18 protein-coding genes are annotated in these 22,210 nt (G+C 35.0%); 13 read left to right on the top strand and 5 right to left on the bottom strand.

From position 1 onward, the window contains the following. Positions 1-85: 85 nt before the first annotated feature. From AC3HD6_RS14530 to AC3HD6_RS14510, 5 genes are all read left to right on the top strand, one after another. Positions 86-1,072, top strand: a complete 987-nt coding sequence (locus tag AC3HD6_RS14530) for an EamA family transporter (RefSeq protein ID WP_488896992.1) — start codon at positions 86-88, stop codon at positions 1,070-1,072. An 87-nt stretch (positions 1,073-1,159) separates the two neighbouring features. Next, on the top strand, positions 1,160-2,155 hold the full coding sequence (locus tag AC3HD6_RS14525; RefSeq protein WP_488896991.1) for an alpha/beta fold hydrolase: 996 nt from the start codon (positions 1,160-1,162) through the stop codon (positions 2,153-2,155). A gap of 304 nt (positions 2,156-2,459) precedes the next feature. Next, entirely contained in the window at positions 2,460-2,951 is a 492-nt protein-coding gene (locus AC3HD6_RS14520; RefSeq protein ID WP_488896990.1) for a DUF3592 domain-containing protein, read from the top strand. A 21-nt stretch (positions 2,952-2,972) separates the two neighbouring features. Then, the gene (locus AC3HD6_RS14515; protein ID WP_488896989.1) at positions 2,973-3,416 is read left to right on the top strand and encodes a hypothetical protein; all 444 of its coding nucleotides are present in this window, start codon (positions 2,973-2,975) and stop codon (positions 3,414-3,416) included. Between the two features lie 75 nt (positions 3,417-3,491). After that, positions 3,492-4,010: a DUF3592 domain-containing protein gene (locus AC3HD6_RS14510; protein WP_488896988.1), complete on the top strand. Its 519-nt coding sequence runs from the start codon at positions 3,492-3,494 to the stop codon at positions 4,008-4,010. On the opposite strand, the gene AC3HD6_RS14505 is transcribed toward AC3HD6_RS14510, so the two are convergent. After that, positions 4,007-5,155 carry an MFS transporter gene (locus AC3HD6_RS14505; protein ID WP_488896987.1) on the bottom strand — a complete coding sequence of 383 codons (1,149 nt, stop codon included), beginning with the start codon at positions 5,153-5,155 and terminating at the stop codon, positions 4,007-4,009. The genes AC3HD6_RS14510 and AC3HD6_RS14505 overlap by 4 nt on opposite strands. Positions 5,156-5,229: 74 nt before the next feature. On the opposite strand from AC3HD6_RS14505, the gene AC3HD6_RS14500 reads away from it, so the two are divergent. Then, positions 5,230-6,012, top strand: coding sequence for an AraC family transcriptional regulator (locus tag AC3HD6_RS14500; protein WP_488896986.1), 783 nt, complete (start codon positions 5,230-5,232; stop codon positions 6,010-6,012). 177 nt (positions 6,013-6,189) lie between these two features. Then, complete coding sequence (locus AC3HD6_RS14495) at positions 6,190-6,633, top strand: SRPBCC family protein (RefSeq protein ID WP_488896985.1); 444 nt, start codon at positions 6,190-6,192, stop codon at positions 6,631-6,633. A gap of 415 nt (positions 6,634-7,048) precedes the next feature. Here AC3HD6_RS14495 and rplS read toward each other — a convergent pair whose 3' ends face one another. Beyond that, the gene (gene rplS / locus AC3HD6_RS14490) at positions 7,049-7,405 is read right to left on the bottom strand and encodes a 50S ribosomal protein L19 (protein ID WP_002980648.1); all 357 of its coding nucleotides are present in this window, start codon (positions 7,403-7,405) and stop codon (positions 7,049-7,051) included. Between the two features lie 294 nt (positions 7,406-7,699). On the opposite strand from rplS, the gene AC3HD6_RS14485 reads away from it, so the two are divergent. Both AC3HD6_RS14485 and AC3HD6_RS14480 read left to right on the top strand, forming a co-directional pair. Next, positions 7,700-10,447, top strand: coding sequence for a fibronectin type III domain-containing protein (locus tag AC3HD6_RS14485; RefSeq protein ID WP_488896984.1), 2,748 nt, complete (start codon positions 7,700-7,702; stop codon positions 10,445-10,447). A gap of 335 nt (positions 10,448-10,782) precedes the next feature. Continuing rightward, positions 10,783-12,003, top strand: coding sequence for a DUF6624 domain-containing protein (locus AC3HD6_RS14480; RefSeq protein WP_488896983.1), 1,221 nt, complete (start codon positions 10,783-10,785; stop codon positions 12,001-12,003). A gap of 84 nt (positions 12,004-12,087) precedes the next feature. On the opposite strand, the gene AC3HD6_RS14475 is transcribed toward AC3HD6_RS14480, so the two are convergent. After that, complete coding sequence (locus AC3HD6_RS14475) at positions 12,088-13,623, bottom strand: toxin-antitoxin system YwqK family antitoxin (protein ID WP_488896982.1); 1,536 nt, start codon at positions 13,621-13,623, stop codon at positions 12,088-12,090. 368 nt (positions 13,624-13,991) lie between these two features. Between AC3HD6_RS14475 and AC3HD6_RS14470 the strand changes: the two genes are divergently transcribed. Beyond that, positions 13,992-14,693, top strand: coding sequence for a CoA transferase subunit A (locus AC3HD6_RS14470; protein ID WP_488896981.1), 702 nt, complete (start codon positions 13,992-13,994; stop codon positions 14,691-14,693). A 309-nt stretch (positions 14,694-15,002) separates the two neighbouring features. On the opposite strand, the gene AC3HD6_RS14465 is transcribed toward AC3HD6_RS14470, so the two are convergent. After that, a complete protein-coding gene (locus AC3HD6_RS14465; RefSeq protein ID WP_488896980.1) occupies positions 15,003-16,805 on the bottom strand; it encodes an ABC transporter ATP-binding protein in 1,803 nt (600 codons plus the stop codon). Between the two features lie 309 nt (positions 16,806-17,114). On the opposite strand from AC3HD6_RS14465, the gene AC3HD6_RS14460 reads away from it, so the two are divergent. Then, positions 17,115-17,768: a CoA transferase subunit B gene (locus tag AC3HD6_RS14460; protein ID WP_068942400.1), complete on the top strand. Its 654-nt coding sequence runs from the start codon at positions 17,115-17,117 to the stop codon at positions 17,766-17,768. Between the two features lie 374 nt (positions 17,769-18,142). Here AC3HD6_RS14460 and AC3HD6_RS14455 read toward each other — a convergent pair whose 3' ends face one another. Next, positions 18,143-18,982 carry a DUF4197 domain-containing protein gene (locus AC3HD6_RS14455; protein ID WP_488896979.1) on the bottom strand — a complete coding sequence of 280 codons (840 nt, stop codon included), beginning with the start codon at positions 18,980-18,982 and terminating at the stop codon, positions 18,143-18,145. A gap of 289 nt (positions 18,983-19,271) precedes the next feature. Between AC3HD6_RS14455 and AC3HD6_RS14450 the strand changes: the two genes are divergently transcribed. Next, positions 19,272-21,536: a glycoside hydrolase family 20 protein gene (locus tag AC3HD6_RS14450; RefSeq protein ID WP_488896978.1), complete on the top strand. Its 2,265-nt coding sequence runs from the start codon at positions 19,272-19,274 to the stop codon at positions 21,534-21,536. 19 nt (positions 21,537-21,555) lie between these two features. Next, entirely contained in the window at positions 21,556-22,191 is a 636-nt protein-coding gene (locus AC3HD6_RS14445; RefSeq protein ID WP_488896977.1) for a Crp/Fnr family transcriptional regulator, read from the top strand. Positions 22,192-22,210 lie beyond the last annotated feature (19 nt).

Raw genomic sequence — 22,210 nt, 5'->3', positions numbered from 1 at the left:
TGCGGCGATCTCATTTATCTATCATATCAATACTTCAAAATAATTTAATTTATATATTGTACCTTTGCAGGCTGTTAAAAAAATTATGAAGAAGAAAAATATACTAAAAGGTGTTTTATTTGTAGGGATTGGTGCTAGTATATACGGAATGTTAGCCACTTTTGTGAAAATGGCTTATCATGATGGTTTTACAACGTCTGAAGTGACGACCTCCCAATTTGTATTAGGTTTGACAGGACTTTTGATCCTGAATTTGATCCAAACCTTAACCTCGAAAAAGAAATTATCAATGCCCAGCTCCAAAGAGGTCAGAATGCTGATGCTTGCCGGAACTTCATTGGGGGGAACAAGTTTGTTTTATTATATAGCAGTTCAGTATATCAATGTTTCCATTGCTATTGTATTACTGATGCAGTCGGTGTGGTTTAGTGTAGTGGTAGAAAGTATTATTACTAAAAAGCTTCCGAATGCAAGGAAAATTGTGGCTGTAATTATTGTATTGCTGGGAACAGTTTTAGCGACCAATCTTATCAATATGGAGATCGAACTGGACTGGCATGGAGTATTCTGGGGACTAATGGCAGCCGCTTCATATACATTAACGATGTTTACTTCTAATACATTGGCTACCCATTTACCTGTTTTCAGAAAAAGTATTATTATGTTGGCAGGAGGTTCCATTGTGGTTTTTGCATTCCTGTTTTTTGCACAGATCGGACCTATGTATTTTGATGGATTAAAAGCTTTTTATTTGAATTTTACAGAAAATACAGAGCATATCCACTCTTTTAATTATTCGATATTTTTAACATATGGTTTTGTTCTGGCTTTATTTGGAACGATTATTCCTCCAATTCTGTTCAATGTTGGTTTTCCCAATGCAGGATTAGGGCTGGGAAGTATTGTTTCTTCCCTGGAACTTCCGGTTTCTGTAACCATGGCCTTCGTTTTATTAGGTGAACAGGTATTCTTAATACAGTGGGTGGGAATTGCATTAATTCTTTTTGCTATTGTTTTAATGAATCTTCCTTCCAAAAAAGAAAAAGAAGTTTCGATGGCAGAAGTATCTTAAAAAATAATATTTAACTAAAAATAACAGTTGAAAACCGTTCCTTTTGGAGCGGTTTTTTTAATTTTAAAAGCTTAAAGTAAAAGTACCATGAGATATTTCAGAAATATAGCAGCCGCGATACTATTGGTGACCGTGTCTGGAGAATTATTTTCACAAATCAAACCATTAGATGCCATGCTGTCGGATTATCAATATCCTTACGAAGTACATTTCAAGGATTTAAAATCACAGGATAACAATCTCAAGATGGCTTATATGGACGTAAAGCCTCAAAAAGCCAATGGAAAAACTATTCTGCTCCTTCATGGGAAAAACTTTAACGGAGCCTATTGGGAAAAGACGGCCAAAGATCTTTCTGCCAAAGGATTCAGAGTGATTATTCCGGACCAGATCGGATTTGGAAAATCATCAAAACCACACAGTTATCAGTTTTCCTTTTCGCAGCTGGCTGAAAATACAAAAGCTGTTCTTGATGAATTGGGTATAGATAAAATTATTGTCCTGGGACATTCAATGGGAGGTATGGTTGCGGCAAGGTTTACTTTGCTTTATCCTGAAAAAGTTCAAAAATTAATCCTTGAAAACCCTATCGGACTTGAAGATTATAAAACGTTTGCAGGGTATCAGAATATAGATCAGGCTTATCAGTCAGAGCTTAAAAATACAGCAGAAACTTACAAAAATTATCAGCTGAAATTCTATTATGACAACAAATGGAAGGCGGAATACCAGCCATGGCTAGACCTTATTGCCGGATGGACTCTCCATAAAGATTATCCGCAAGTAGCATGGAATGCCGCACTAACATCTGATATGATTTATAACCAGCCTGTTTGCTATGAATTTAAAAATATAAAAACGCCTACTTTATTGATCATAGGAACCAGAGACAGAACTGCAATAGGAAAGGACAGAGCTCCAAAAGATCTTCAGCCTAAAATGGGGCAGTATCAGGAATTAGGAAAGAAAACCCAAAGTGAAATCACCGGATCTAAACTGGTAGAACTAGATAATGTAGGACATCTGCCACATATTGAAGTCTATCCTAAATTTTTTGAGGCTTTATATGATTTTATTAAATAGTCAATACACGTTTTTTCGAAATGAATTAATGATGTCGGAGTTAAGATTATCCAACGATGTTCCTGTTTATTCATCATAATGTTGATAGAACTGCACTTCGATTGCCTGTCAGTTGTTTTATTCCAAAAGTGGAAATCAGGGAATTTCTTTGAAAATGATGAATGCACAAAGGGAGAGGCTAGTTGACTTTTCAAAATATAAGCAATTGACAAGATGATCGATGATTCACTGGTGTTGGGATTATAACTGATTAAATATAATATCAAACTAATAATCGGTGAAAAATAATAATTTACTTTTTAATATGAGCGAAAATAAAAGTTCCGGTTTTTTTATTAACACATTTTACATCTCTTTTATCTTTATCCTTCTTACATTAAGTACAGGAGGAATTTTTTATAGTGTCCAGAAATTAGGGGAAAATCTCAGTTTAGTGGTCTTTGGAAATAAAACACAAGGTAAGATTGTAGGTTATGAGGGAAGTTATTCCACTAATAGCAAAGGAGGCTCTACAAAAATGTATACACCGCTCATACAATATGAGGACAATAAAGGTATCATAAGAGAATATCGTTCAGATTATAGTAGCAGTAGTCAAGAAAATAATGATGAGGTAACAATATATTATAACCCTGAAAAACCTTTAAAAGCCACAAGAGGCAGTTTTCTGAATCTTTTCCTCTGGCCTTTTTTAATATTGGGGATTTCCGTTTTAATATTCTCCGTAGGTTGTTATTTCGGACAACCGATATTTGTTGTGATAAAAAAGTTTATGAAAAAAACCTTTAATTTATAATGAGAATCTAATAGCTAATGTATGTTTTATAAATACTCTTTGGAGGATAATTATTTAGTTCTTGAAAACCTTTTTCTTAAAGAAAAAATAGCCCTGAACTCAATTGATGATATTGTGATTTCTAGTCAGTTTCCTTCCAGAAAATATTCCCTGTATATGTTCTTTTTACAGCCTGTACAATATGAGCAAAAGAAAGGCTGGTGGAATAAACTGATCTGTGCAATCATTAATAATAACAATAATCCCTGTCAGATCAAGAAAACATATTATGATCATGAGATTGAACCTTTGCTTGCGTTGATAAAGAAAGGCTTGCCGGAAACTGAATCTATCAATCTGAAAGATAGTTTATTCTGGAGGACGGATCATGGAACAAATATCTTTTCGAAAATGAAGGTGATGTACAGCAGGCAAAGAATTCCATTAGCTGATATCCTTAGAAAGCATGGGATGATGAGAGAGTGATGTATTGTATTTAAACCACCAAAGCAAATGATAAAAACTTTTACAAAGAAAAATTTAAAGACTTAAAAAAAGAGTATGAAAAGAAATGATGCAGTAAATCAATACCGAATAGAAAAAAAAAGAGATAATCGTTTCATTGTTATTCTCGCTACTATATTTATACTTTTATTCCTGGCAATGGGGGTTGTAGGAGTCTATTACAATGGGAGCAAATTGTACAGACATATCAATTTAGTATCTGATGGAGTCAAAACGGAAGCAAGGATTACAGGATATAAAGAAAGCTGGTCGAAGGATGGTGACGAGATTAATTATACCAAAATGTATTCTCCGATTATCACTTATTATGATTCTTCCAATCATTCGTATATTCTTCATGCTGATTATAGCAGTAACAGCAAAGAATGGTCCAATGATGTAACCGTGTATTTTGATAAAAAAAACCCTTCCAAAGCCATTCTTGGTGGGCTTTGGAATCTTTGGTTCGGTCCATTTATATTCCTGTGTCTTTACATGATCCCATTAGTAATTGGATTGTTTGTTCTAATATATTACATTGGAACATTAAAAAAGAAAAAACCGTTTATAACTTAAACGGTCTTGTCTTTTGATTTGAATACCAGTAAAGTAATTACTCCAATTCCTGAAAAAACAACACATGAAATTCCCAGATTCTGAATAAACCCTATACTTACCAAACCACTTCCTATCAGTACATAATAAATAAGCCCCAGCAAGGCTCCCGCACTTCCGGTTTCATTTTTATAATGGATTAAAGCTGTGCTCAGGATATTTGGAATAGCCATACTGAAAGCCATTACAATAAAGAAGTAAGGAATAAGAAAATATATTCCATAACCTGTTAAGATCCATACAAAAATAGAAGCAGCAAATGAACCGATCACACTTGTTGTTACTAAAACCTTAGAAGCAATATTCCTTAAAAGCAGAAATCTGTTTAGTTTTGCTCCTGCAAAAGTTCCTGCAGCCAATATAATACTACTATATCCAAAAATATAAGATGAATACTGCTGCTCTTTGAAAATAAAAGGAGCCAGTGAATAATAAGAAAATAGCAGAACATTAAAACTCATCACCAATAAACAGCATCTGATAATATCACGGTCTCTCAACATTCGCATCAATAAACTGGACAAGATTTTAAAATTGATCTCTTTTCCAGAATGGTGAGTTTCAGAAACATTTCTTCTGGAAAGAATATAAAATACCACAGCTGTCAGATATAAAGTGATAAAAACTCCCTGATGACCTGCTGAAGAAGCCAAAACAGAACCCGTAGTCATTCCTATGATAGGACTTACGGACAAGCCAATCCCGATCCAGGAAAACACTTTGCTGATATGGTCCTTGTCATAAGTATCACGCAGAATCGTCTGTGTAACAATAGAACCTACAGCAATTCCAAAAGCGGAAATAATTCTTGCAGCAAGTAAAACCATTAAAGTAGGAGCGAAAATAGCAGCAAAAGTCCCAATTCCATAAGTAATTAATCCATACTCCAATGACTTTTTTCTCCCGATTCTGTCACACTGTACACCCCAGAATGCCACTCCTACAGCAAAAGCAATAAAATACACACTTATTGTTAAAGTTGCATATTCTTCATTCACTCCAAATGTTTCCTGAACCATTGGCAAAACAGGACTGTAAATGGTTTCTACAAACTGAGGCAGCATTACCAGAAGCGTCAATAGCCAAAGAGGATTTGTCTTTTTCATTTTTTCTGCAAAGTTTTGAAAAATTCCGTGTATATTTATAATGATATAAAAACAAGAAACATCAAAAATAGGACATGGCTATATTGAAACAGGAAGAAGAGTTTAATGCAGATGCTCTTCAAGAAAAAGTGATTGGAATCGCTTCCGATATGGTCATGCATGATTCCGGATTTCATAGGCATAAAACCAAAGCCCAGCTGCTTTACGCGCCTTCAGGGTGTATGACAGTAACGACTTCTGACAAACAGTTTGTATTGCCGCCATTCAGAATGTTGTGGATTCCGGCTCATGAAATTCATCGGGTCAATTTTCGGAATATTGTAGCCTACAGATCTATTTATTTTGATAGTGAGCATGCTGAAAAGCATATGAATTCCAGCCTTAAGGTTTTACATGTAAACTCTTTATTAAAGCAAATTATTGAAAGAATCTGTTTCTGGGAATGGACTGCTCCAAATACTGCTCAAGAGAATATTTTAAAAGTTTTTTGGGATGAAATTGGAAAAGCTCCTGAAGAAAAGCTGGAACTTAAAATGCCAGAGGACAGACGTTTTAGGAGAATAGTGGAAGATTGGACAACAAGAATATCTACACCTCCTATGTTAAAGGACCTGGCAGAAGAAATCGGCGCTGTTGAAAAAACGATCACTCGTATTTTTAAAAAAGAAACCCATCTTTCTTATCAGGAATGGAGGCAGCAATGGCGTCTTCAGCGATCCATTGAACTTTTGGTAGAAGGGAACTCAATAGGAGAGGTATCCCATATTTTAGATTTTTCCTCAGACAGTGCTTTTATTGAATTCTTTAAAAAACATACCGGCTCTACACCGTTGCAATACCTTATAAAGAATGAGTAAACTTATCATCTACTCCCAATAGCTCAGTTGAAGGGCTGTACATTCCCCTCCGCCAGGGGGGGCAAAAATTCAAAAATTTTTGACGGGGTGGTCAAACACATTTTATTTCTTGTCCTATGCAAAGCTTGTTGGTATTTAATTTCCGTAAAATTGTATAACCAAACTAAAGCAAATACCATGGATAATTACACCAACACAATAGAAGTAAAAGCCACTGCAGATAAAATATACAACGCTCTTACTAATCAGGTTCCGCTTTGGTGGACTGAAATGTTTGAAGGATCTTCCGCTCAAACTGGAGAGGGATTCACAATAAGATTCGGAGAAAACATTCACAAAACAATGCGGGTGAAAGAAGCAGTCCCTGCAGCAAAAATAATCTGGTATGTAGAAGATTCATTAATTGCTCTTCCGGAATTAAAGAACCAGACAGAATGGATTGGTACAACCATTATTTGGGAAATTCAGCAAACTGGAGAAAGTTCTCAAATAAAAGTTACTCATCTCGGACTAAATCCGGATATTGAATGCTATGATATATGTTCCAATGGTTGGGTAAAGTTCTTAGGCAGTTTAAAACTCTTCCTTGAAACTGGTAAAGGAACACCCTACAAAGAATAGCATGCACTGAATTTCTAGGAATATAGGAAATCTGTACATCTTATTACTTATTGTTCATTATGTATTACTTTTATTATTTCCCACAGACAGTACAGATTTTCACAGATTTGGATGGATAGATAGAAACTGAAATTTGTGACTGACCTAGGAATTAGGAGCGTTAAGAAAATTTCAATGTAATCCGTTAAAAAATTTCCACTGTCTGAGCATGGCTATTATTTTGAATCGAAGCAGCACCGAATGATCCATGCGAGTTTGGAAATTTTAGGAGTACATTTAAATTTTTAGTGGATAATTCCAGTCTTGAACTTTTGCATACTTTTGTTTCAAGACAAAAGTATAAATAAGAATCACCCATAAAAAAAGAAGCTGTTTACTCGTAAACAGCTTCCTTTTGCATTTATTGTTGTCTGAATTATTTCTTCTTGTAAGCAGCGTCTTTAATTCTCGCTTTTTTACCTCTAAGATCTCTGAAGTAGTAGATTCTAGCTCTTCTAACTCTACCTCTTCTGTCAACCTCGATTTTTTGAAGTGCAGGCATGTTGATAGGGAATACTCTTTCTACACCTACATCACCAGACATTTTTCTGATGGTGAAAGTTTTTGTAGAACCAGTACCTCTTAATTGGATAACTGTCCCTTTGAAGAACTGAGTTCTAGTCTTTTGTCCTTCTTTAATTTCGTAATACACAGTAATTGTATCACCTGCTTTGAATTCAGGGAATTCTTTTTTCGCAATGTACTTGTCTTGTACGTACTTTAATAAATCCATTATTAATAAAATAAAATGTTAAAGCTAAGCAACTTACACGTTGATCGTCAGAGGTTGAATAACAGGTTGCAAATGTACAAAATAGTTTTTGAATACACCAAATATTTAATGTACTAAAAACTATAATTTTTTCATTCCGGTTTCATCAAAAAATTAACAGATTCTTTAAGATTCCATCAGACTGAGTTTATATGGGACTTCTACTTTTGCCCGAAATAAAAATCAGAATGCTGGTTTTTTAAATTATTGATTCACAAATTAAAACTCTATATGTCATTTTAAAATTAAGCGATTATGAAACACTATTTCTTCTTTTTTTGTTTCGCGGCGCAAATGGCGTTTGGACAGGTTTTGTTCCCATATCTGCAAAATCCGACTCCGAATTCTATGATCGTCAACTGGAAGACTGCTTCCGACAACGAAACAACTGTGATCTACGGGGATTCCCCAACCAATCTGAATGTAACGGTAACCGGTACTACCAACATTTTTTCAGATACAGGATACAATAATAATTACTACTATCACACGGCAAAAATTGGAAACCTGCAACCGAATACTAAGTATTATTACAAGATAAAAACCGGAACTAATGAATCTGCGGTCTATAATTTCAGAACACTTCCTTTACCGGGGCAGCCTGTAACACCCAATGGAAAGATCCGCTTCCTGATTATGGGGGATAACCAGATCAAAGCAGAGCCGAGATATGACAGTCTTACTTTGAATGCTTTTAAAAAATTAAAAGAAAAATTCGGGGCCAATTCAGATCCATCAGATAATATTGCCCTTACTTTTATGGTGGGAGATCAGGTGGATGTGGGAACACTGGATCATTATGAGAATGTTCACTTTAAAAAGAATATCAAATTATCCCCGTATCTGCCAATTCAGACTACTGTAGGAAATCATGAAACGTATGGAAGCCTTGGGATGAGCTCTTACTATGCTCATTTTTATATTGATGAGATTAAATACAAAAACATTACTTCAGGAAACGAAAATTATTATGCTCAGCAGGCAGGGAACGTATTGTTTATCAGTTTAAGTTCTGAACATACAGGATCTGCTCAGCAAACATGGCTTCAGCAGATTTTAAATGAAGCAAATAATGATCCTACAGTAGATTGGATTATCTCATTAAGCCACAGACCTTATCAGGCGGAACAATATGTAGGAGACATTTCTACTTGGGTAAGAAATAATGCAGTACCACTTTTGGTGACATCTGACAAATATTTGATGCATGTTGGGGCACATCATCATTTATATCATAGAGGACAGTTGAAAAACACCCCTAATTACCAGATTATTTCAGGAGGAACGGCTTGGGATCAATATTGGGGAATGTCTACTGAACAGGATTTTGATGATGTTCAAAAGACACTGACGGACTGGACCTATCAGATCGTTGAAGTAGATATTCCAACAGGAAAAGTAGATATCGAATGTTATTCTATTGGGGGAAAGTATACGAAAAAGAATAATGAATTGGTAGACTCATTCCACAGATATAAAAATCAGCCGAAGCCGGCAAAACCATCGGTTACCAATACTTTCTCAGGGCCAATTACTTTGCCTTTAACGCTCAATGGAAGCGCCTTTTCATCATCTAATGGAGAACTTTTAAATACCACTCAGTTCTTAATCAGTAAAGCAGCAGATTTTTCTGTGATTGAAAAAGAATTCTACCGCGATTTTGAAAACTGGTTCGGAAAAGATGGTAATGGAACTCCGGATAAAACCAAGAATTTAAATGAAGGGATAGACATTACAAAAGCAACTTTAACTGCAAATTCAATCCCAAACGGAATTTACTATGTGAAAACCCGTTACAGAGACAGAAATCTGGAGTGGAGCGACTGGAGCGATGTAAAACAATTTGAAATTACAGGAAGTGTGGTTTCGAATCCTACACTTGCTTTAGATAAAACAGAATATGCACAAAATGAACCTATTGTGGCTACTTTCACCGGTGGTCCTGGAAATCAGCAGGATTGGGTAGGAATCTATAAAAAAGGGCAGACACCGGGAGGAGGTGCAACTGCACAGACGTATGTTTATACCAACGGACAAACAGCTGGAACAGCTACTTTCAATAATGGCCTGCCTAATAAAGGTCAATATTTTGCAGGATTTTTTGCCAACAACGGATATACGGATATTACTTCAAGAAAAAGTTTCTATGTGGGTCCAAAAGTACAATTGCAGGCTACAGCAGATACTTATCCGGTAGGAGGGACAGTAACCATCAATTTTACAAATGCTCCAAGTTTACAGAAAGACTGGATCGGAATTTATAAAATGGGTCAGACTCCGGGAACCACAAATTCCATAAAATGGAGCTATGTAACTACAGCATCCGGAACTCTTAATTTTACAGGACTTCCAAAAGGATATTATTATGCACAGTATTTACTGGAAGACGGATATAATGGAATTGGGGAAAAAGTATTCTTTAAAGTAGGGGATATCGTTACAGAGTTATGGATCAACAAGCCGGTGTATTCATTAGGTGAAAATATCACTGCTTCATGGACGGATTCTCCAGGAATTATTAAAGACTGGTTAGGAATCTATCCTCAGAATATCCAGACACCGGATGATAATTTTGTTTCTTATACTTATTTTGATGGAGTCACGCAGGGTACTCAGACTATTAAAGGAAATGTAAATGGCGTACCAGCCACACCAGGGAATTATTATATGGTAATGTTTACCAACGATTCTTATACTGAGGTTTCAAACAGGGTACAGTTCCAGGTGAGTTCGGGGTCTTTAGGTGTAGAAGAAGCGAAAAGTACAGAGAAAAACGTAATTCTATATCCAAATCCTACAAAACCGGGAGAACCTACCTTTATCAAGAGTGACTATCCGATCGAAAAAATAGAATTGGTGTCAGCAGCAGGAGAACTCCTGTATGAATCAAAAAATATTCATAACCAGCGTTTCTCTTTAGTGAATGAAAACCTTCCAAAAGGAGTATACTTTGTAAAAGTTCACGCAAGAAAACTATTTACTTTAAAACTGATTATCCAATAACAGAATTAAAGTAACCATAAAAAACAGGCTGTCAGAAATGACAGCCTGTTTTGCATTTGTAATAGAAAGGTTCCTGTAGATTCTTGCCTTATTTTATGTGATAATTTTAAATAGTATTTTTAATTCGGGTACTTAATATATAACTTTATCCTATTGGGATTTCTGAGCGAGGTTTACAAATCTGAAGTTTGTATCAGAAATTGAAAATTCGGCCTAGCCAATGACAGGGCGAAATAAGTAAATAACAATTTAATGTAAAGTTGTATATAATTACTTTAATTTAGATAAAAATTTTTATGAAGCTTGCTCTACTTATATTTTTTACCCTAAATTTTATGGGAAAAGCACAATCAAATGAGACTTATGAGCATCTGATTGGAAAGGCTGGTTTGTTTCATTTACAAGGGAATTCAAAGGCTGCAATAGATTGTTACGAAAAGGCTTTTAGGCTACAGTCCCCCGATTTTTTGCAGGCATATAAAGCTGCGGGAGCATATGCATTAAATAATAATTCAGGAAGAGCATTTAAATATTTGATAATGTCAATTAAATCTGGATGGACAGAGACAGCCTGGCTGATGTCTGATCCATATTTTGATAAGCTGAAAGCTGATCATCCGCAGAAATGGGAAAAGGTTGTACAGACTGCTATTCGGAAGGAAGAACAGTATACCACAACATTGGAAATGCCAAAATTGAGAAGTGAGATTAATTTAATGGCGTTGAAAGATCAAAGGCTAAGATATAAGAGGGCAAATAGCGATGGTATTTTAAACAATATTCAAAACGAAATTGAAAAAGCAGACTCCAACAATGTAATCAGGGTTAAAGAAATTATTAAACTATATAATTGGCCTAAAATTTCTCAAATAGGAAAAGACGGACAAAATAATTTATGGCTTATTGTCCAGCATGCGGATCATGATGTGCTTTTTCAAAGAGATGTTTTAGACAGGATGGAAAAATTATATGGTACCAATGAGATCAATACAGAGAATTATGTCTTTTTATTAGATCGTGTTCGCTGTAATTTAAATTATAAACAAATCTATGGAACACAGGTAATATGGAAGGATAAAGGGACGGCAGAAGGCTTCAGACCTATCGAAAATGAAGATACAGTTGATGATAGGAGAAAAATAAATGGATTGAATTCATTGGAAATATATTCACTAAGCTATGGTTTTGATTATAAAAAATTATCGAAACCAGAAATAAAAGATAGAGATTTGAATGAAAAAATAAAAGTAAAATCACTCATTGATAATGCGAAACAAGCTTTTTTAAAAAATGATTATCTTCAAACATATGATTTGTACAATACTGCCTCTACATTTCTGGGTGGGATGAGTAATGATGAAAATCTTGAAGCAGCGGTTATATTTTCAAGGATTGCAACAGTAGATAAAAATGCAATGTATAAAAATATAGCATTAGATTTCTTAAACTTATTATATCTTAGAAAAGAAGTGACAAAATCCCAATTGCTTAAAATTTCAGATTTTCAGATTCTTTATAATGAAAAGAGATGGGCTGATATAATTGGAAAACTGTAACTAGAGAATCTGTTTATATGTCAATTTGATACTATAAAAGCAATTCCAAAAATGAAACTGCTCTATATTCAAATGATTTGTTAATTAATCAACATCACTATACAACTGATCTTCCTGAATAACAGTATTGCTGTCACTAGATAAGTAATTATCACCGGTATCAGCCAGAATTTTAGAATCCTGAACAAGTTTTCCTTCTGCGTTATAAACCTTTAATAAGATCCATTTTCCATTACGTTCAAGTTCTTTTGCTCCATAATAGTCTTTTATTCTGATTTTTCCACTTTGAAGAATGCCGCTTTTTACAGAAGCCTTGTTGGCGGGTTTACCTTTTATATACTGCACAATCTGAGCAGTAAAGCTGTAGTCGTACTCTTCTTCATTTGCAGGTTGGTTATAAGTATATAAAATAGCTCCTTTATTGTCATAAATTGTAGCATCGTATGCGTTTTGTTTGGAATTCAATTTTTTCTCAGACTTCAGCTTATGATCTTCAAAATAGTTTTTGGTGTTCACTAAAACTCCCTCCTTATACTGCATTTCGGTAAGACCTTCATAGGAAATACCAGTGTAAGGCATATCATCCTTATAAGTTAATGTAGATTTTAGTTTTCCATCCGGAGTATAATATTTAATCTCCTGAGTTGAACCGTCTTTTAGAATCTTTTCAGTAGTCAGTTTTCCATCCTCATTAAATTCTTTATTAAGAACCTGTAATCCGCCTTTATAAATATCTATAGTTGAGATATGGCTGTAATCATAGGCGAACTGATAGTCTTCACCATCCATAGGTTTGTAGGTGTCATTCTCTTTATCATATTGATAAATAAGATCTGCTATTTTTTTTCCGGATTCGTCATAAGTAGTTTTAGAGCCATCTTTTTTACCTCTTTTCTGTTCCTGAAGAACTTTTCCATTTTTAGAGTAAATTATACTTTCTTTGATGCTTCCGTCACTTTTATACTTTTCAATTTTAGAAACCCTCATCGGATTATAGTAATAATCTACCTGAGTACTTTCGCTATTGGATTCAGAGTTACCACTGCCGATATATTTACCTTTTTCACCATAGTATTTACTTTCGTATCTGCCGTCTTTACCTATAATACTTTCGGTTCTGATTCCTTTGATATCTTCATCATAAATGATTGTTTGGGTAGGAGTAGAGTTTTCATATATGGTAAGGGTATTGTAATAATACTCGTTTTCCGGATCTTTATAACTGAATGATTTTCCTGAAAAAGTACCGTCAGCCTTATAAACCAGGTCTTCAATTAATTTCCCCTTAGTATCATAATTCTGAGAAACTCCAACTTGTTTACCGTTAGAATAGTTCACCACGCTCATTACTTTTCCTTCAGGAGTATACCAGGTTACTTTACCGTCAAAAACTTCGTTACTTGGAGTGGTATCAGAAGCCAGACCTTCCATTTGAAGGGTTCCGTTTTTATAAAAGTCTTTAATGAGTGTAAGTTTACCTTTAGGAGATGTTTCGCGGTAATACTCCATCTTTTCTTGGGTGGTTTTCTCCCAGTTTTCATCAAAATAAGTTTTTTCCTGCGCATATACGTTAATGCTGAGTACTAAGGCTAGCAACGCGGACGTAAATAGTTTTTTCATGTTGTATATTAAGTTCTGATTCTAAGTTTGTGATAATTTGCTTTAGTATACCATCCGAAGTAAGAGGTGAAAGCGTTGGAGAGGCAGCAGTTAAGCTGTCTGAAATAATTTTATACTAATATTGTGTTGATATCCGAAGATTAAAAATATGATGTTTTTTGATTTTAGAACCCCAAATATAACTCAATTTTACGAGATATATAGAAAAATGAACCGATTTGTTCGCTTTTAGCTGTAAAAATCTGACTGTGATATTTTTAAAGTGAAAAATAGATATTCAGATGGGATAGGGATTAGGATCTTTTTCCAATCATCGCAGATACGATAAATTTTTATTAAATTTAGCCAACAGAAAAATCTAATATTTCATGATAGATAAAAGAGTAAAAAATGCAAATGAAGCCATCGAAGGAATTAAAGATGGAATGACGCTGATGCTGGGCGGATTTGGACTTTGTGGGATTCCTGAAAATTCAATCAATGCTTTAGTGGAAAGTGATGTGAAAGATTTGACCTGCATTTCAAACAATGCCGGAGTAGATGACTTTGGCTTGGGGCTACTGCTTCATAAAAGACAAATAAAGAAGATGATCTCTTCTTATGTGGGAGAAAATGCTGAATTTGAAAGACAAATGCTTTCCGGAGAATTGGAAGTAGAGCTTACTCCACAGGGAACTTTAGCAGAAAAATGCAGAGCTGCTCAGGCAGGAATTCCTGCTTTCTACACGCCTGCGGGTTATGGAACTGAAGTAGCAGAAGGAAAGGAAGTAAAAGAATTCAAAGGAAAACCTCATATTCTGGAACATGCTTTTGATGCAGATTTTTCTATTGTAAAAGCATGGAAAGGAGATCATGCAGGAAACCTTATTTTTAAAGGATCTGCAAGAAATTTTAATCATCCGATGGCTGGTGCAGGAAAAATTACCATTGCTGAGGTAGAAGAGCTGGTAGAACCGGGAGAATTAGATCCCAACGAAATTCATATTCCGGGCATTATGATTCAAAGAATTTTCCAGGGAGAGAAATTCGAAAAAAGAATCGAGCAAAGAACAGTTAGAACTAAAGAATAAATTTCTGAAGAATACGATTGATAATAAAAAAGCGCTGAATATATTTTCAGCGCTTTATTTTTTATTGTTGTAGATTGTTTTATAATAACCTTTTTAGTGTCTATTTGATGCATTGTCATTCTGAATGAAGCAAAGCGAAATGAAGAATCTCAATATAAAATTTTCCGCAAATTCCCGCAGACCTTTATGCATAATCATCCGTGAAAATTTGTGCTATCTATAGGAGAAAAACCTGCCAGATAATGAAAAAATAAGCCTAGCCTTATTATCCAAATGAAATGGATGAAAAATTGTATCAGCCAATTATTACTATGGTTGTGGGATAGTAGGTTTTCTTTCTCCAATCTGCTGTCTCCACATCGCATAATAAAGACCTTTTTCGGCAATCAGATCATTGTGGGATCCTGTTTCTACGATTTGTCCGCGTTCCAATACATAGATTTTATCCGCATGCATGATGGTACTCAGTCGGTGGGCAATCAGTACTGTAATTTGTTCCCTTTCTTCTGAAATGCCTTTAATAGTAGAGGTGATTTCTTCCTCTGTAATACTGTCTAAAGCAGAAGTAGCTTCATCAAAAATCAATAGATGAGGTTTTCTTAAAAGAGCTCTTGCAATGGCAATCCTTTGTTTTTCCCCACCACTCAGTTTTAATCCACCTTCACCAATAACGGTTTCTATTCCTTTCTCAGCTCTTTCCAGTAATGCCGTACAGCTCGATTTTTGCAAAGCAATAGCAAGTTCCTGCTCTGTAGCATGAGGATTCACAAAGAGAAGGTTTTCTTTGATGGTTCCTGCGAAAAGCTGAGTGTCTTGGGTAACAAAACCAATCTGATTTCTCAGTTCATCAAAATCAAATTCCTTTCCATTAATCTCATTGTAAAAAATGTTCCCTTCCTGAGGTCTGTAAAGCCCAACCAATAGCTTCACCAAAGTACTTTTTCCAGATCCGCTTGGTCCTACAAAAGCAATGGTTTCTCCATTTTTTACATCAAAAGAAATATTATTCAATGCTTTATACTGAGCAGACTGATGCTTGAAAGAAACATGTCTGAATTCCAGTTCTTCAATAGCTCCGATTTGCTTCGGATGAAGGGGTTTTTCTTCCACGTCTTTTTTCATCAGACGGTCAAAATTCTGAAGAGATGCCTCTGCTTCACGATAGGAGATAATAATGTTTCCGATTTCCTGCATCGGCCCGAAAATAAAGAACCCATAAAACATCAGCGAAAGGTATTGTCCCGGAGTCACAATATTTTTAAAGATCAAATATAAAAGTGTCAGAGTAATCATCTGTTGAAGAAAATTAACCATCGTTCCCTGAATAAAGCTTAAAGAACGGATGCTTTTTACTTTTCTAAGCTCAAGTCCCAGGATTTTATAAGTATTGTTATTCAAACGGATAACTTCCTGGTTCGTTAAACCTAAACTCTTAACGATTTCTATATTCCTAAGGCTTTCTGTTGTACTTCCGGCTAATGCAGTCGTTTCTGAAACAATATTTTTCTGAATAACTTTGATTCTTTTACTCAATAAATTAGTGATAAAAGCAATCAGAAAAATTCCACAAATATACACAGGCATAATCGACCAGTGCAGGCGGATCGCATAGACTGAAACGAAAATGATACTTACCAGAATCCCGAAGAATATATTGATGAAATTGGTAATGAACTTCACAGAATCCTCTCTTACTTTTGTTAAAATAGATAAAGTTTCACCACTTCTTTGGTCCTCAAACTCCTGATAAGGTAACGCCATTGAATGCTTGAGACCGTCTGTAAAGATTTTAGCACCAAATTTCTGAGTAATAACACTCACTACATAATCCTGAAAAGCTTTGGCAATTCTACTCACCATCGCAGTTCCAATAAGTAAGCCTAAGAAATAGAAGGCTCCATGATACACTGAAGTTCCATAAAGATATTCATCTATATTTCTGGGCAAAAGTTTTTCCTTATCGAAAAAATTAGGATGGGTAACCAATTGGTCTAGGATATTCCCTGTAATAGCCGGAGCAAATAGAGAGAAAACCTGATTAATAGTGGCCAATAGTAAAGAAATAATAATTAGCCATTGATAAGGTTTAAGATATCTTAAAAGTATTTTCATTCTGTTAAATAAGGATACAAAATTAATGATATTATTTTTACTAACGATGTTAATTTTGAACGTTAACTCAGTATAATAATCTGGCGGTGAGTAAGATTAAAAATTATAGTTCAAGAGAATAAAACTATACAATACATAAGCTGTATAATCTTTTTTTAGCCTGTATCGAAAGATCAGCAATGTTTTTTCAGTCTAAAATGTATTCCAACTTTCAACCTTTTACCCTTAATTTCCTCTCCGAAAGCTCAATCTCAGAAATCCCTTTTGTATTCGGCTGAAAATAATTAAATTGCAATCTAAGTTTTAATTATGCTTACAAAAGAACAAATTGCCAAAAGAATTTCAAAAGAACTGAGAGATCGTTATTATGTAAACCTGGGAATCGGGATTCCTACTTTGGTTGCCAACTATGTTCCGGAAGGTATTTCCGTAGAATTCCAGAGTGAAAACGGAGTTTTGGGGATGGGGCCTTTCCCTTTCGAAGGAGAAGAAGATGCAGATGTCATCAATGCCGGAAAACAAACCATTACGATATTAGAAGGAGGTTCATTCTTTGATTCAGCTTTTAGTTTCGGGATGATCCGCGGACAGAAAGTAGATCTTACCATCCTTGGAGCAATGGAAGTTTCAGAAAACGGAGATATTGCCAACTGGAAGATTCCAGGAAAAATGGTAAAAGGAATGGGCGGAGCAATGGATTTGGTAGCTTCAGCAGAAAATATTATCGTTGCGATGATGCACGTAAATAAAGCAGGAGAAAGTAAAATCCTTAAAAAATGTACACTTCCTTTAACTGGAGTGAACTGTGTGAAAAAAGTAGTAACTGAATTAGCTGTACTGGAAGTCACTCCAAAAGGTTTCAAACTGCTGGAAAGAGCACCGGGCGTTTCAGTAGAAGACATTATCAAAGCAACAGAAGCAGACCTTATCATTGAAGGTGAAATTCCTGAAATGCAATTCTAAATACAATACAAACCTTGCAACCGCAAGGTTTTTTTATTTCAATTTCCATCATATTCCAGGAATAAAAGAGAATTTGAATTAGGAATATTTCTGTCATTCTGAATGAAGCAATGCAGAGTGGAGAATCTCTTAAAATCACATTTTTATCCCGCAGATTTTGGAGATTACGCAGATTTTTAATCGCCATGGATGCACAAATAACCTTATTCTATGTGACTATGTGGTGAAAAAAATTAAACCACATAGGTTTCACATAGGCTTGTCAAATATCTGTAATTGTTTTATTCGTGCATTGGTAGCCAAAGAGATCAAAAACAAAAAAGGTTGTTTCGTTTGTGAAACAACCTTTTTAGTATTTAGAGTTAACTTTTGATCTATCTATTAGCATCCTGCGCTCCGAAAACCTTCTGTAAAATACTTGTAGTTCTCATAGCCGGTGTATTTCTGATTCCGCTTTCCTTATCCGCAACCATTTTGAATACCCCATTAATGGTTTCTGTAGTTACATATTCATTAAGATCAGTGGTTACAGATTGTCCTGTAAATGTGTTGTATTTTGAAATCAGGTTTTTCCATACTGTGTCAGCCCCTACTTTTCCTAAAGATGCTTTTACTTTGGGCTGGAAAGCGGTAAATAGCTGAGATTGGGTTTTGCCCTGTAAATAACTTGTTGCAGCATTATTGCTTCCTAAAAGGATATTTTTAGCATCTGTGATGGTCATGGAAGTGATGGCGTTAGTAAAGATAGGTGCAGCTTCTGTTACAGCGTCTTCAGCAGCTCTATTAAGTAATTTTACCCCTTCATCAGCAAGGCTTCCCAATCCTACAGAACGTAAGGTAGCATCAACTTTTCTTAATTTTTCAGGCATTAAGATTTTTACAGCTTCATTTTTCAAAAAACCATCTGTTAAAGCCAGTTTCTTCACTCCATCCGTTACTCCAAGACTTAATGCTTCTTTCAATCCGGAAGAAATCTGAGAAGAAGTAAGATTTCCAACATTAAGAGGTGATGTTTTAGTTGAAGTAGAAGTGGGAACCGTAGTAGTGGTGTTCGTATTTGTCGTAGTAGTGGCAGTGGAACCTTTAGTTGCCTGTGGATTGTTGAGATCTATTCCAGTCTTGTCTTTAACTGTTGATTTTAAAATATCAAGAAGTTGTGCCTGAGTAGAAATGGAAAGGAATAATCCTGCTGCTATAAAAATGCTTTTTCTCATTGTATTTTTTTTACAAATTTAGATGTTTAATCTTTTGGTGACGTATGCTTATCAAAAAATAAACCATTATTTTTTTTCGATTTTGAAAAAGGTAATATTGTTTATTTAAGTATTTGATTTTTAGATTGTTTTAAAGTTAAAAAAACTACACATTAATTGAGTTATTAAAAACAGTTCAGAAAAAGCAATTGTATTTTTTTAGTGTAATTTTTAGTAATTAAATATAGAATCTGAACCATTTAAAAGTATTGGAAAATAAGTATATTAGCTAAAACTTTAACCCCTTCCAATGGTACGAAACCTTTTAGTATTTTTTGTATTGCTTTCAAACGTAATTTTTGGCCAGAATAAATTAAACTTAATTCCTTATCCCCAAAAAGTTCAAATTTTGCAGGGTGAATTTGTAATCCCTAAAACTTTCGTATTAAGTGGTGATCTGCCAAAAGAAGAGACTGAGTATTTCAAAAAAAGAATAGGCTCGCAGTTACAATTTCAATATGCTCAGAAAGGGAGTGAGATATATTTAACAAACTCTATCATTTCTCCTACTTCAGGGACAGATGCTGAACAGAAGAAGGAATATTATTCAATAGAAATTTCGCCAAAGCAAATTCATATTGAATCTTATACTAAACAAGGATATTTTCTGGCGCTTCAAACTTTAATTCAGATTATTGAGCAGTATAAAATGGAAAAGAAAATTCCTGCCATGAAGATTGAAGATCAGCCAAAATTTGCATGGAGAGGAATGCACCTCGATGTTTGCCGTCATTTTTTCACAGTAGATGAGGTAAAACAATACATTGATTATCTGGCGATGTATAAACTGAATACTTTTCACTGGCATTTAACCGATGACCAGGGGTGGAGAATTGAAATCAAAAAATATCCTAAGCTTACACAGGTTGGTTCCAAACGAAAAGAATCAATGATTGGAGCTTATGTAGACAATACCTTCGATGGAAAGCCTTATGGACCATATTTTTATACCCAGGAGCAAATCAAAGACGTTGTAAAATATGCTCAGGAAAGACATATAACAGTAGTTCCCGAGATTGAAATGCCGGGACATGCTTTGGCAGCCTTATCTGCTTATCCTGAATTGGCATGTACCAAAGGACCTTTTGAATCTGCTACCAAGTGGGGTGTTTTTGATGATGTGTTCTGTCCTAAAGACGAAACTTTTACATTTCTGGAAAATGTTTTGGATGAAGTTATGAAGTTATTTCCATCTCAGTATATTCATATCGGTGGAGATGAGTGCCCTAAAACAAGATGGAAAGAATGTGCTCATTGCCAGGAATTAATCAAAAAGAATAATTTAAAAGATGAACATGGACTGCAAAGCTATTTCATTCATAGAATTGAAAAGTATATTAATGGCAAAGGACGAAAAATTATAGGCTGGGATGAAATTTTAGAAGGCGGGCTGGCTCCTAATGCTGCTGTAATGAGCTGGACAGGAGTAAATGGAGGGATTGAAGCTGCCAAAGCAAAACACTTTGCTGTGATGACACCTGGAGCATACTGTTATTTTGACCATTATCAAGGAGATCCGCAATCTGAACCTAATGCATTCGGTGGGTTTACACCATTGGATAAGGTATATTCTTATTATCCGATCCCTGCTGAATTGAATGCTGATCAGGCGAAATACATCATGGGAGTTCAGGCTAATTTATGGACGGAATATATTCTGGATTTCAAGCAGGTACAGTACATGATTTTTCCAAGACTGATGGCACTGGCTGAAGTAGGCTGGGGAACTTCAGATTCCAAAAACTATAAAGATTTTGAAAATAGGGTCATCAACCATTTCAAAATTCTGGATAGGATGAATATTAATTATGCTAAAAGTATTTATAATATTTCAGGAAAAGTAATTCCTTCAAACAACGGCATTGCCTATGAACTTTCTACTTCACAAAATTCAGCAGGAATTCGATATACTCTGGATGGAACTGTTCCAACAATAAATTCTAGAATTTATCAGGGACCTATTTCCACATCCAATTCTTTAACAGTTAAATCGGCTTACTTTGAAGACGGACAATTGAAAAGTGCTGTTTCATCCCAACAATTTACCGTGTCAAAATCAACAGGTAAAGCAATTACTCTTGAGCAGCAGCCTAGTGAAAACTATTCTTTCGGCGGAGCTTTTACCTTAGTAGATGGCATTATTGGGAATGTAAAACAATTGGGTAAAACCTGGCTTGGGTTTCAGGGAAAAGATGTGATGGCAACGATAGATTTCGGGCAGAAAACAGATTTTTCGGAAATTTATTTTAATACCCTGGAAAATAAAGGAAGCTGGATTCATCTTGCGAAATCTGCTAAAATTTTTGTTTCTGATGATAATAAAGATTTTAAAATGATCAAAGAAATAGGAAAGGAAGAAATTCAAAATACCAAAGGAAAAATAAAATTGAACCTGGGGAGGCAAAATGCAAGATATTTGAAAGTGATCATTGAAAATGCAGGAATTATTCCGGCTGGAAATCCTGGTGCAGATTCAAAAGCGTGGTTGTTTGTTGATGAAATTGGCGTAAATTAGCCTTATTCAATCTTACACAATGCAGGATACGATACTTTCTTCAGAATTTTCTTCTTCACCAGATCTGGTTGAAAAGTTATATCAGTATGGAATCACAAAAAACTATCATGAAGGAGACATTATTTTAGACGAAAATGCCTCCATACGATCTATTCCCATTGTAATGAAAGGAATGCTTAAAGTAATCCGAACAGAAGAAGATGGGCGGGAAATTCTGCTGTATTACATCAAAGCAGGAGAAAGCTGTATTATGTCTTTTCTAGGAGGAATGCATAACGAAAAAAGTATTGTAAAAGCAGAGATAGAAGAAGATGCAGAGATTCTTTTCCTTCCCGTGGATAAAGTTTCTTTATTCATCAAAGAACATCCGGAATGGCTGGATTATATCTTTAGACTTTATCACAAACGTTTTGAAGAATTACTGGATATTATCAATGCAATCGCTTTCAAAAAAGTAGACGAAAGATTACTGAATCTTCTCCAGAAAAAATCAGAACTTACTAATTCCGATATCATACAGACCACACACGAACAGCTTGCTAATGAATTAGGAACAGCTAGAGTAGTAGTGTCCAGACTTCTCAAACAGCTTGAAGAAGATGGAAGAGTAAAACTAGGAAGAAATAAAATCACCCTTCTGAAAACTACCAATTAAATCAATTTCTCCTTGTATT

This window comes from Chryseobacterium sp. II3a (assembly GCF_057815135.1).
This window is presented reverse-complemented; position numbering and strand designations above follow the sequence as displayed.